Source organism: Arthrobacter sp. IK3, from assembly GCF_051337705.1.
In the GTDB taxonomy this organism is placed as follows: Bacteria; Actinomycetota; Actinomycetes; order Actinomycetales; family Micrococcaceae; genus Arthrobacter_B; species Arthrobacter_B koreensis.
In genome coordinates this window covers 149718-162325 of sequence record NZ_JBPPSW010000010.1, presented here as the reverse complement: position 1 = coordinate 162325, position 12608 = coordinate 149718, and the positions used below count along the sequence as shown (strand labels likewise).

Below are 12608 nucleotides of genomic sequence, written 5' to 3'. Positions count from 1 at the left end.
TCTAGGACTCGAACGCGGTGGGCAGGTATTTCTCCACGTTCTCGCTGGTGACCACCGGTGCGTAGAGGACCACACGGTTGGGCACTTCGATCTCCACCAGGTCACTCATCGCCTTGTCCTGGACCAGCAGGCGGGCGAGGCGGATACCATCCGCGGCCTGGGTGGAGGGATAGATGATGGTGGCCTTCAGGACGCTGTCGCCGGCCTGGATCTCGCGCATCGCGTTGGCGGATCCTGCGCCGCCCACCATGATGAACTCGTCGCGGCCCGCCGCATCGATGGCGGCCAGGACGCCGATGCCCTGGTCGTCGTCGTGGTTCCACAGTGCGTCGATTTCCGGAGCCGCGGAGAGCAGCTGGGACGTCGCCGCTTCGCCGCCCTGGACCGTAAAGTCAGCGGCAACCCGGTTGCTGACCTCCAGTCCGCAGCCCTCGAGCGCGTCCTTGAAGCCGGCGCTGCGGTCCTGCGTCAGCGGCAGGGAGTCAATCCCGGCAATCTCGGCAACGACGGCGTCGGGATTGTCTCCCACCTGCTCGCAGATGTAGGTTCCGGCGCTGACACCCATGCCGTAGTTGTCGCCCAGGATGGTGGTGCGGGCAGCGAAGGGGCTGGAGAATTCGCGGTCAACGTTGATCACCGGAATTCCCGCCTCCATCGCCTGCGTGGCCACTGAGGTCAGTGCCGCACCGTCCGTGGGCAGCAGGACGATGGCGTCCACGCCTTCGTTGATGAACTGCTCCACCTGGCTGATCTGCAGGTTGGCGTCATTGGTGCCTTCCGCCACCCGGAGTTCAACGTCCGGGTACTTCTCCGCTTCGGCCAGTGCAGCGGAGTTGATGGCCCCGAGCCAGCCGTGGTCTGCGGCCGGACCGGAGAAACCGATGACTACGGTGTCTCCCTCGGCCTGGTTGCCGTCCACCGAGTTGTTGGTGGGTTCGCTGCTGGATTCTTCGCCGCTTGAACATCCGGTGAGGACGAGCCCGCCAACGGCGATAAACGCCGCGGTGGTTACGAGCTGCCTCCGGCCCGGCATGCGTAGTGCCTGCATGGTTGTCTCCTCTAATCGATCGGTGTTCCTTCTCCAAGAGGCCTGTTGGCACCTTGCATGCCCCGCACCTCATCGTGATGGCCGTCACACTAACAGAAGTCTGTCGAAAATACTGCAAGATACTGTCAGTGATCGACATAAGTGTGTAAGCTCCGTTCCATGTCGATGGCCAGCGATGTCCCAGAACGCCTCCAGCCGCTGCTTGAGGTCCGCAACCTGAGCAAGAGTTTCGCCGGAGTGCGGGCACTGCAGGGGGTGAACCTCGAGGTGGTGCCCGGAGAGGTGCACTGCGTGCTCGGGCAGAACGGCGCCGGGAAATCCACGCTGATCAAGGCACTTTCCGGGGTGCACCAGCCGGACGGCGGCGAGATCCGCTGGCTGGGTGAGCCGGTGCAGCTCACGTCCCCCACCGATGCCCTGGAGCTGGGCATCGCCACCATGTACCAGGAACTGGACGTGGTGGACGGCCTGAACGTGGCCGAGAACATCTTCCTGGGACACGAGGACGCCCGTGCCGGCGTGCTGCGCGTCCGGGATGCGAAGGACAAGGCGCGCAAGCTGCTGGCGAGGCTTGGCCATGAAGACCTTTCCCCGGGAACCGAGGTTGGCACCCTGTCCGCCGCCGGCAAACAGATTGTGAGCATGGCCCGGGCGCTGTCCCGCAACGCGCGGCTGATCATCATGGATGAGCCCAGCGCCATCCTGGACACCGGAGAGGTGGCCAACCTCTTCCGGGTGATCCGCCAGCTCACCGGGCAGGGAATTGCGGTGGTCTACATTTCGCACCGCTTGGAGGAGATTGACCAGATCGGCAACCGGATGTCCGTCATCAAGGACGGACGAAGTACTGCGTCCTCGCTGCCGGTCAAGTCCGTGTCCCGGTCCGAGCTGGTGAAGCTGATGACGGGCCGGGAAACCAGCAACGTGTTCCCGCTGCGGGCAGCGGTCGCAGAGGGCAAACCGCTCCTCGAGGTGGACGGGCTGGGACTGGCGGGGTCCTTCCGGGACATCAGCTTCTCGGTCCGGCCCGGGGAAATCCTCGGCCTCGCCGGGCTTGTGGGGTCCGGCCGCTCGGAGATCCTCGAGACCATCTACGGTGCCCGCAAGGCCACCGCCGGCAGCGTGAGCGTGGACGGCAGCAGGCTGCAGCCGGGATCGGTTTCGGCAGCCATTCGCGCCGGCATCGGGCTCTCACCGGAGGAACGCAAAAGCCAGGGACTGCTCCTGGACGAGCCGATCTACAAGAACGCCACCCTGTCCACGTTCGCCCGGTTTGCCCGCCGCGGGCTGCTCAACGAACGCGGCGAAAGGAAGGCAGCGCAGGAACAAACCGCGGCGCTGCAGCTCACCCCGGCAGATACTGAACGCCCGGCCCGCACCCTCTCCGGCGGCAACCAGCAAAAAGTCCTGCTGGCACGCTGGCTGATCCACGGCACACGGATCCTGCTGCTGGATGAACCCACCCGCGGTGTGGACGTTGGCGCCAAAGCAGAGATCTACGCCCTGATCCGCCAGCTCGCCGCACGGGGAGTGGCAATCCTGGTGGTGTCCAGCGAAATCGAGGAAGTCATTGGCCTCGCTGACCGCGTGCTGGTGCTCGACGCCGGCCGCATGCTGGCCGTCAGCGACGCGAAAGACATCGATGAGCATTCCGTACTTGACCTCGTCCTGAAAGGAAACTCCCAGTGAGCGACCAAAACACAACGACGCTCCAGCCCTCCTCCGAGGGCGGGGGAGCCACCGCTGCCTCCGGCCAGCGGGGCGTGCGGCAGCTGATGGGGGGATCCGGCGTCCGCAACCTCGGCCTGATCATTGCCCTGGGGCTGCTGATCGCCGTGGGCGCGGCAACCGGCGGCTCGCAGTTCCTCAGCGTGGACAACATGCTCACGATCCTGCGGCTGGCCTCGATCATCGGGGTGATCTGCATTGGGGTCACCTTCGTCATCACCGCCGGCGGCATCGACCTCTCCGTCGGCTCGGTGATGGGCCTGGCCAGCGTGGTGGCGAGCCTCGCAGCGGTGCAGGCTGCGGCCACCAACAGCAGCTGGCTGCTTATGGTGGCCGTGGCCCTGGCCGTGGGTGCCCTCGCCGGGCTGATCAACGGCGTGATCATCGCGTACGGAAACGTGGTGGCGTTTATTGCCACCCTGGCTATGCTGGTGGCCGCGCGCGGCCTGGCGGAGCTGATCTCCGGCCGGAGCACGCAGATTGTCACCAACCGGGACTTCACCTCCGTGCTGCGCTCCAACTTCCTGGGCGTGCCGCTGCTGGTCTGGATCTTCCTGATCGTGGCGGCGGCGGGATGGTTCCTGCTTAACCGCACCACCTTCGGCCGGCGCACGGTGGCGATCGGCGGCAACCTCGAGGCCACCCGGCTCGCCGGGATCAAAGTGAAGCGGCACATCGTCTGGCTCTACGTACTCTCCGGCGTCACGGTAGGCATCGCCGCGATCATGATGATGGGCCGCACCACCGCCGGAACCTCCACCCACGGAACCCTGTACGAGCTGGACGCGATTGCCGCCGTCGTGGTGGGCGGGACACTGCTGGTGGGCGGCCGCGGAACGATCGTGGGCACCATCCTGGGCGTCCTGCTGTTCAGCACCCTCACCAACGTCTTCGTCCAGAACAACCTGGACACCTCGGTGCAGAACGTCACCAAGGGCGTCATCATCGTGGTGGCGGTGCTGCTGCAGCAGCGCTTCGCCGTGCGGGGTACCCGGCGCAAGGGGGCGATATGAGGTTCCCCGGTGCCCGCTGCAACCTCGTCCGGCAGAGTAACGCCGATTCCTGTGCTTGAATTGCCCGGTGGTCGATATAAGGAATGCCTCCGTGGTCTCCGGAGCGAGTGAACTTTTCCAGCTGCTCCGGAACGGGCAGCCACGAACCCGGTCGGAGCTGGCGGAGATTGTGGGAGTGGCACGGTCCACCATCGTGCTCCGGCTCGAGGCCCTCATGGAGATCGGCCTGGTAGCTCCCGTGGAGGACGCCGTATCCACCGGCGGACGCCCGTCGTCGCGGTTCGCCCTGAACACCGGAAACCAAGTGGTCCTCGGTGTGGACATCGGGGCCTCCCATCTGCGGCTGGGAGTCTGCGACCTCGCGGGCAACACACTTGCCGCGGCCACCGAGGAGCTCCTGGTCAGCGCCGGGCCGGAGGCGGTCCTGGACACCGTGGCGAAGCTGGGGGACCGGCTCCTCGAAGAGGCCGGCCGAGCCTCCCGTGACCTGCTCGCCGTCGGCATTGGCGTTCCGGGACCCGTGGAGCACCGGACCGGGCGGCCGATCAACCCGCCCATCATGCCCGGCTGGAACGGCTTCGACGTTCCGGCCTATCTGGGATCACACTTCGGCGTGCCCGTGCTGGTGGACAACGACGTGAACGTGATGTCAGTCGGTGAACGCGAGGCGGCATGGCCCGACGTCGCTGACCTGGTGTTCCTGAAGGTCGCCACCGGCATTGGCGCGGGCATCATCTGCAACGGCGAGCTGCTCCGCGGCGCCGACGGCGTGGCCGGGGACATTGGCCACATCCGGGTGAGCGGGGGCGGGGACAAACTCTGCCGGTGCGGGAACTACGGGTGCCTGGAAGCGCTGGCTTCCGGCAACGCCGTAGCGGAAAAGCTGCAGGCCGCCGGGCTGGACGCCCGGGACGGCCGGGACGTAGTGAAGCTGGTGAACCAGGGCAACCACGAGGCCGTGCATGCTGTCCGCCAGGCCGGCCGGGATGTGGGGGAGGTGCTCTCCGCCTGCCTGTCCATGATCAACCCGGCGGTGATCGTGATCGGCGGGTCAATGGCCCTGACCGGTGAGCACTTCATCGCCGGAGTGCGGGAAGTTGTCTACTCCCGCACCATGCCCCTGGCCACCCAGCACCTGCGGATTGTGCAGTCCGTGTCCGGGCTGGACGCCGGGATGCGTGGGGCCGGGGTGCTGGCCATCCAGTACGCGCTGTCCGCGGAGAGCATCGAGCGGATGCTGCTGGCCCGGGTAAAACCGTAGGGCAAACTGCCCGGACTGCGGGCAGCCATCACTGGAGACGCATTGGCGACAGGCCACCGGATCAGCGGGCGGGTCAGTGTCCGCACCGAAGCTGCCGGCCCCAAACACACCTTCCATGTAAAAAGCATGTAAAGAACCCGCGATTGTTCAACAAAAAGACTGGCGGATTGTTCAACAACCTTTAGACTGCTGGAAGCCCCTGTGGCGCCCCCCACATTCTCCAGTGATCGGAAAAACCATGGAAACCAAGCCGACGAAGGTGAAGGTTCGGCCTAACGCCAAGCGCACGGCACTGCTCGGAGCCATGTTCCTTATGGCCACGAGCGCCATCGGACCTGGCTTCATCACCCAGACCACCGTGTTCACAGTCCAGCTCGGCGCGGCGTTCGCGTTCGCGATCCTGGTCTCGATCCTCGTGGACATCGCGGTCCAGATGAACGTCTGGCGCATCATCGGCGTCTCCGGGCTGCGTGCCCAGACTTTGGGCAACAAGGTGCTGCCGGGGGCGGGCTGGCTGCTCGCGGTACTGGTCTTCATCGGCGGCCTGGTATTCAACATCGGCAACATTGCCGGCACCGGCCTGGGCATGAACGCCATGCTCGGCATGGACACCAAGGTGGGCGGTGCCATTTCTGCCGCCGTCGCCATCTTCATCTTCCTGTCCAAGAAGGCCGGCCTGGCCCTGGACCGGATCGTGGTGGCGCTCGGCGCCATCATGATCCTGCTGATGCTCTACGTAGCAATCAGCGCCGCACCGCCCGTCGGCGAGGCGCTGAAGAACACCGTGCTGCCCGAGCAGGTGGACTTCCTGACCATCACCACCCTGATCGGCGGCACCGTCGGCGGCTACATCACCTACGCCGGCGCCCACCGCCTACTCGATTCCGGCACAACAGGCCCCGGACACGTCAAAGACATCACCAAGGTCTCGCTCCTGGGCATCATCGTCACCGGCGTGATGCGTATGCTCCTGTTCCTGGCCATCCTCGGTGTGGTGGCCAGCGGCGTCACCCTGGCCGGCGACAACCTCGCGGCCGATGCTTTCTACCACGCAGCAGGTGAGATTGGCCTGCGCATGTTCGGCATTGTGTTCTGGGCCGCGGCCCTGACCTCCGTCATCGGTGCCGCCTACACTTCGGTTTCCTTCATCACCACCCCCGCAACCAAGGACCGTACCCGCAGCCTGTTGACCGTGGCGTTCATCGCCGTCTGCACCGTTGCCTTCCTGCTGCTTGGCCAGGCTCCGCAGACGCTGCTGGTCTTCGCCGGTGCCTTCAACGGCCTGATCCTGCCACTGGGCTTCGGCATCCTGCTCTGGGCTGCCTGGCGCCGCCGGGACCTCCTTAACGGCTACGACTACCCGAAGTGGCTGCTGATCATCGGTGTCCTGTCCTGGGCGCTGACCCTGTTCCTGGGCTGGAATTCGCTCTCCGGTCTCGCCGCCCTCTGGCAGTAGTCCGCATTCCGCGGCACGGGCCCGGCCCGAGCCGCCTACAGAAGGATGAACGCATGACAAAACCTGAAACACTGGCCGCACTTGACCGGGCTGCCCTGTCTCCCGCCGAGGCCCGGGAACTCTTCCGGGATGGTCTGGTGACGCCGACGGCGGGCTGGGCGGCCGGGTACGCGCAGGCGAACCTGATCATCGTGCCGAAGGCGCAGGCCTTCGACGTCCTGCTCTTCGCCCAGCGCAACCCCAAGTCCTGCCCCATCCTTGGTGTGCTCGACGCCGGTGAGACCAGCGGGCCGCTGCTGGCCGGCGGGGACATCCGCACCGACGTCCCGCGGTACACGGTCTACGTGAACGGAGAAAAGACCGCAGACCCGACGGACATCACCGACTACTGGCGCGATGACCTGGTGACCTTCATCGTGGGCTGCAGCTTCACCTTTGAGGCGGCGCTGCAGGAGGGCGGCATCCGGATTGCACACATCGACCAGGGCACCAACGTGCCGATGTACCGCACCTCGGTGCGCTGTGAGCCGGCCGGTGAAATGTCCGGTCCGCTGGTGGTGTCAATGCGGCCGGTGCCGGCCTCCCAAGTGGCCGACGCCGTGCGGATCACCTCCCGCTATCCGGCGGTCCACGGGGCCCCGGTGCATGTGGGCAACCCGGCCGAGATCGGCATTGCGGACCTGGGCCGGCCGGACTTCGGCGACCCGGTGGACATTCCCGCGGGACACCTTCCGGTGTTTTGGGCCTGCGGTGTGACCCCGCAGGCGGCGGTCATGGAGTCGAAGCCGACCCTGGCCATCGGCCACGCGCCGGGCCACATGCTGATCACCGACGCCCGGGACAGCGCCTACCTGGTGCCTTAGCAGGCTTTTGCTGCGGGCGGGCTAGTGCCCGTCCGCAGCCAGGTGCTCCAGCAGTTCGGCCTCGGCGGCGTCGAGGTAGCCGCGGAGCGTTTCCGCCGCTTTCTTCCGCTTTCCGGCCCGCAGCAGCTCCACGATCCTCGCGTTCTGTTCCACGTAGTGGGAGTGGAAGTCCGGTTCGCTGCGCATGGCATAAAAGACCAGCCGCATTTCGGCGAGCACGCGGGACATGAGGTCCTGCAGCTGCGTACTGCCGGACATCGCGATGACAGCCTCATGGAAGGCCTGGTTCGCAGCTGCCATCTCTGCCACGGAGCCAAGGGATTTGGCTTCCCGTGCAGCGGCAATCACCCGATCCAGCCTTTCGAGGTCCAGTTCCGGACCCCACAGCGCGGCCGACGGTTCCAGCATCCGGCGCACCTGGTAAATCCGCCGCACCGCGTCGGCGCCGGGGGAGGCAACGAAGACGCCGCGGTTCGGATACCGGCTCACCACGCCCTCGCCGCTGAGCACTGTAAACGCCTCCCGCAGCGTGTTCCGGGAAATGTTCAGGGACGAGGCAAGCTGCTGTTCAGAGAGCTTGGTGCCGGGGAGGAGTTTCCCCGCAGCAATCTGGGCCCGCAGCACTTCCGCCGCCCACAGCGTGATGTTGGTATGCGAGGCACGCTGTTCGGCGTACTCGTCCAGGTTCAGAGCCATCCATCCAACCTAGCGGCTGGAAGGGGTCCGGCGGTGTACCCGCCGGAGGTGTTACGGCTGTGCTCAGCCAATCTCGCCCAGGGAATCCCCGCGGCCGACGGCGGCACCGGCCTCCAGCGAAGCCCGGGCAAAGCTTCCGGTGCGGTGGGCCCGGACGGTGGTTTCCATTTTCATTGCTTCCAGCACTGCCACCGGATCGCCTTCGGCCAATTCTGCGCCGTCGTCCGCCAGCCACTTGACCAGGTTCCCGGCCATTGGCGAGGCCAGCCGGGCGGCGTCGGCGGTGTCCGGAGTGTTGGAGGACGCCTGCGCGGTGCCGCTGCCGCCGGACCGCAGTGCGTTCAGCAGCGCAGCGGGCAGGCCGACGGCGACGGCACGGCCGTCGATGTCCACGGTGATGGTTTCCCGCGCGGTGTCCGACGCCGCGGCAATGTGCGGCGAGGCAGCCAGCGGTTCAGCGAACTCGGATTCGATCCATGTGGTGTAGACGCCCAGCTCGCCGTCGCGGGTGAACGCCTCGGAGCGGACCACGGCCTGGTGGAACGGCACCACGGTGGGCACGCCCTTGATCACCAGTTCGTCCAGTGCGGCCTTCGCCCGGCGCAGGGCCTGCGGGCGGTCTTCACCCCAAACGATCAGCTTGGCCATCAGGGAGTCGTACTCGCTGGGAACCACGGAGCCGGACCGCACACCGGTGTCCATCCGGATGCCGGGGCCAGTGGGCGGCTCGAAGGCTTCCACCGGGCCGGGGCCGGGCAGGAACCCGCGGGCCGGATCCTCGGCGTTGAGCCGGAATTCGAAGGCGTGACCGTGCGGGACCGGATCTTCGGTGATGGACAGCGGCAGGCCGTCGGCAATGCGGAACTGCTCGCGGACAAGGTCAACGCCGGCGGTCTCTTCAGTGACCGGGTGCTCCACCTGGAGCCGGGTGTTGACCTCCAGGAAGCTGATCAATCCGTCGGGGGAGACCAGGTATTCCACGGTTCCGGCACCGGTGTACCCGGCTTCCCGGCAGATGGCCTTGGCGGACTCATGGATGGTGGTGCGCTGTTCATCGGTGAGGAACGGCGCCGGGGCTTCCTCCACCAGTTTCTGGTTCCGGCGCTGCAGTGAGCAGTCACGGGTGCCGACGACAACGACGTTGCCGTGCGTGTCCGCCAGCACCTGAGCTTCAACGTGCCGCGGCTTGTCCAGGAACCGTTCGGCGAAGCACTCACCACGGCCAAACGCGGACACTGCCTCGCGGACCGCAGACTCAAAGGCGTCCTCCACGTCCTCCAGCCGGCGGGCGATCTTCATGCCTCGGCCGCCTCCGCCGAAAGCCGCCTTGATGGCGACCGGGAGGCCGTGTTCCTCGGCGAAGGCGCGGACCTGTTCGGCGCTCTCAGCCGGGCCTTCGGTGCCGGGCACCAGGGGAGCACCGGCGCGGACGGCGATCTCCCGGGCGGTGACCTTGTTGCCCAGGTCGCGGATGGCCTGCGGTGACGGGCCGATCCAGGTGAGTCCGGCGTCGAGCACTGCCTGCGCAAAGTCAGCGTTCTCGGAGAGGAACCCGTAGCCGGGGTGAACGGCGTCCGCGCCGGCCCTGCGGGCAGCATCGATGAGTTTGGGAATGTTCAGGTAGGTGTCCGCGCCGGAGGCGCCGCCGAGCGGGAGGGCCTCGTCGGCCAGGCGCACGTGCAGCGCATCGGCGTCGGGGTCCGAGTACACGGCAGCGGAGGAAATGCCGGCGTCGGCGCAGGCGCGGGCCACGCGGACGGCGATCTCACCGCGGTTGGCGATCAGGACCTTTTTCATACGGGTGTTCATTCGGTTCCTTCGGGAAACAGTCCGGCGGCCTGCTCCGCGGTAAGCGGTGCGAGGGTGTCGGGGTCAACAAAGATAAAGCGCACCGGATCTCCGGGAGGCAGCTGGGCGGCCACCGGCAGGTCCTCCGGGATCACGACGGCGATCACCGGGTAGCCGCCGGTGACGGGGTGGTCGGCGAGGAACAGGACGGGCAGGCCCGACGGCGGCACCTGCAGCGAGCCGGCCACCACACCTTCGCTGGGCAGTTCACCGTCGCGGGCGCGGGTGAGCGGGCTGGCTGCTGTGTCCTGGGGGTCCAGGGCGAGCCGGACGCCGATCCGGTTGGATTCGCTGGTGGTGAGCCAGGTCTGGCCGGCCAGCGCAGCGGCGGCGCCGTTGCTGAACCAGTCCTGCCGGGGGCCGGCGGTGATGCGCAGCAGAGCGGGTTCGATGCCGTTGCCCAGGGTTCCGGGGACGCCGGCTGCGGCCAGAACCGGAGCCTCGGGGTCCCCGACGTGCAGGCTTCCCGCCACCGCCACCGGCAGGCGGGTGCCGGCGGCCAGCGGTGCCGGGCCGATGCCGCTCATCGAGTCGGTGCTGCGGCTGCCGAGCACCGGGTCCACATCCAGCCCGCCGCGGACGGCGAGGTAGGCGCGCACCCCGCGGACCGGAGTGCCCAGGACCAGGGTTTCCCCGTCCAGCAGGGCGAACGGTGCGGCGTGCGGCGCGGGCCGGCTGCGAACGCCTGCGGGATCGATGACGTCCGCGGGGAGTTCGGCGCCGGTAAGCGCCAGGACGGCGTCGCCGTGGGCGGTGAGTTCCAGGCTGCCCAAGAGGTTCTCGACGACGGCGGCATCAGCCGGGTTGCCGACCAGCCGGTTGGCCTGCCGGGCAGCACGCGGATCGGCGGCGCCGGCGGCGGAGACGCCTAAGTCCGCATAGCCGGGGCGGCCGAGGTCTTGGATCAGGGACTGGAGGCCGGGGTTGGTGATCTCGAGGTGGCAGTGGTCGCCTTGGGTGGGCGCGGGCATCTCATTGTCCCTTAGCGCTGCGCCTCCGCCCTCCTCCTCGCAAGCTCGGAGAGGGAACCCTGAGCCTTCGCTGCCTCCTCGTTCCTCGCTCGGCGATGCGGGGCTCACGGAATCGCCGCTGCTGCTCGCTCGTGGCCCCGTCTTAGCTGGCGAAGAAACCCCGGCATCCCTGGAATCGGCCGGAGAAGAAGGGGAGGAGGTGGTGGGGAGGAATTCTCGGATGGGGGTGAACTGGACCAAGTCGCCGGGAGAGATGAGAGCAGGGTTGGGACGGGAAAGGTCCCACATGGAGGCGGCGGTTCGGCCGATGAGCTGCCAGCCGCCGGGGGATTCTCGGGGATAGACAGCTGAATAATCGCCGGCAAGGGCGACAGCGCCCGGCGGGACCGCGGTGCGGGGGCTGGAGCGGCGGGGAACGTTCAGGGCAGGATCGCCGCCGGTGAGGTAGGTGAAACCGGGGGCGAAGCCGCCGAATCCGGCGGTCCAGGCGGTACCAGTGTGGGCATTGACCACAGCTTCTTCGGAGAGCCCGGTGAGTCGGGCGACCTCGGCGAGGTCGACGCCGTCGTACACCGTTTCAATGATGACGGTGCGCGGTTCGTCCGCATCCGCGTGGGTGAAGTCCAGGGCCTGCAGCAGCGGCAGGCCGGCCACGGCGTCGCGGCGGCTGGCAAAGCGCACCAGCACCGTGGTCGCTGCGGCGAGGGCATCGACCTGGCCGCGCAGGGGGTTTGCCTTGAGCTGGGTGTGGAGGGCGACGACGTCGGCCAGCGAACCCAGCTCGACCAGCAGCGCACGGGTTCCGGCGGGCCGGATGCCGGTGATGGTTCCGGCGGGCGCGTCCGCGGCGTGCGGGAGGCTCATACGAAGCTCTGGATGCTGACGCCGGCTTCTTCGAGGCCGGCGCGGACGGCGCGGGCCATGGCGACGGCGCCGGGGGTGTCGCCGTGCACGCAGATGGATTCGGCGTTCATGGGGATTTCGGAGCCGTCAATGGCGATGATGGTGCCTTCGGTGGCCAGGCGGACCATGTTGGCGGTGACCTGGTCGGCGTCGTGAATGACCGCGTTGGGCTCACGCCGGGACACCAGCGTGCCGTCCGGGTTGTAGTTGCGGTCTGCGAAGGCTTCCGAGACTCCGCGCATTCCGGCGTCGGCGGCTTTGTCCAGTGCGATGGCGCCGGGAAGCAACAGGACGGGGAGTTCCTTGTTGAAGGCGCGGATCGCGTCGATGACTGCCTGGGCGTGGTGCTCGTGGTGAACGATCGTGTTGTAGAGGGCGCCGTGCGGCTTCACGTACTGGATGTCTGCACCGGCGTGCTGGGCCAGGGCCTGCAGGGCGCCGAGCTGGTAGAGCACATCGTCGGCCAGTTCGGTGGGGGAGCAGTCCAGGAAGCGCCGGCCGAAACCGGCCAGATCCCGGTAGCCCACGTGCGCGCCGATGGTGACGCCGGCAGCGACGGCGTCGCGGCAGGTCTGGGCGATGACGGAAGGATCGCCGGCGTGGAAGCCGCAGGCCACGTTTGCCGAGGAAACGGACTCGAAGACGGCGGCGTCGTCGCCCATCTCCCAGTTGCCGAACGATTCGCCGACGTCGCTGTTCAGGTCAATGATCGGCATGGCAGGTCCTTACTCGCCTCGGGAACGGGGTCCTCCAAGTGTGCGGGATCACGCCCGATTGTTCAACAATCTGCGGCGGTATGTTTCAGAACTGGTGCCTGGCTG

At 67.4% G+C, this 12608-nt stretch carries 10 protein-coding genes; 5 read left to right on the top strand and 5 right to left on the bottom strand.

Annotated features, from left to right (window positions below):
- Position 1: 1 nt before the first annotated feature.
- Entirely contained in the window at positions 2–1048 is a 1047-nt protein-coding gene (locus ACSLGO_RS14290) for a substrate-binding domain-containing protein (RefSeq protein WP_091607467.1), read from the bottom strand.
- Positions 1049–1207: 159 nt separating this feature from the next.
- On the opposite strand from ACSLGO_RS14290, the gene ACSLGO_RS14285 reads away from it, so the two are divergent.
- The 5 genes from ACSLGO_RS14285 to ACSLGO_RS14265 all read left to right on the top strand — a co-directional run bounded on the left by ACSLGO_RS14285 (position 1208) and on the right by ACSLGO_RS14265 (position 7369).
- Positions 1208–2737: a sugar ABC transporter ATP-binding protein gene (locus ACSLGO_RS14285; protein ID WP_436401350.1), complete on the top strand. Its 1530-nt coding sequence runs from the start codon at positions 1208–1210 to the stop codon at positions 2735–2737.
- Positions 2734–3789: an ABC transporter permease gene (locus tag ACSLGO_RS14280; RefSeq protein ID WP_436401349.1), complete on the top strand. Its 1056-nt coding sequence runs from the start codon at positions 2734–2736 to the stop codon at positions 3787–3789. The genes ACSLGO_RS14285 and ACSLGO_RS14280 overlap by 4 nt, the downstream gene beginning before the upstream one ends.
- Positions 3790–3880: 91 nt before the next feature.
- Complete coding sequence (locus ACSLGO_RS14275) at positions 3881–5050, top strand: ROK family transcriptional regulator (RefSeq protein ID WP_377956420.1); 1170 nt, start codon at positions 3881–3883, stop codon at positions 5048–5050.
- Positions 5051–5288: 238 nt separating this feature from the next.
- Entirely contained in the window at positions 5289–6506 is a 1218-nt protein-coding gene (locus tag ACSLGO_RS14270; protein ID WP_436401348.1) for an NRAMP family divalent metal transporter, read from the top strand.
- A 53-nt stretch (positions 6507–6559) separates the two neighbouring features.
- Positions 6560–7369 carry a putative hydro-lyase gene (locus ACSLGO_RS14265; RefSeq protein ID WP_091607435.1) on the top strand — a complete coding sequence of 270 codons (810 nt, stop codon included), beginning with the start codon at positions 6560–6562 and terminating at the stop codon, positions 7367–7369.
- A gap of 21 nt (positions 7370–7390) precedes the next feature.
- On the opposite strand, the gene ACSLGO_RS14260 is transcribed toward ACSLGO_RS14265, so the two are convergent.
- The 4 genes from ACSLGO_RS14260 to ACSLGO_RS14245 form a co-directional block, all read right to left on the bottom strand.
- Entirely contained in the window at positions 7391–8065 is a 675-nt protein-coding gene (locus ACSLGO_RS14260; protein WP_386886771.1) for a GntR family transcriptional regulator, read from the bottom strand.
- A 63-nt stretch (positions 8066–8128) separates the two neighbouring features.
- Entirely contained in the window at positions 8129–9862 is a 1734-nt protein-coding gene (locus ACSLGO_RS14255; RefSeq protein ID WP_436401365.1) for an acetyl/propionyl/methylcrotonyl-CoA carboxylase subunit alpha, read from the bottom strand.
- Between the two features lie 8 nt (positions 9863–9870).
- Positions 9871–11748: a 5-oxoprolinase/urea amidolyase family protein gene (locus ACSLGO_RS14250; RefSeq protein WP_436401347.1), complete on the bottom strand. Its 1878-nt coding sequence runs from the start codon at positions 11746–11748 to the stop codon at positions 9871–9873.
- Positions 11745–12503, bottom strand: coding sequence for a LamB/YcsF family protein (locus tag ACSLGO_RS14245; RefSeq protein WP_152274909.1), 759 nt, complete (start codon positions 12501–12503; stop codon positions 11745–11747). The genes ACSLGO_RS14250 and ACSLGO_RS14245 overlap by 4 nt, the downstream gene beginning before the upstream one ends.
- Positions 12504–12608 lie beyond the last annotated feature (105 nt).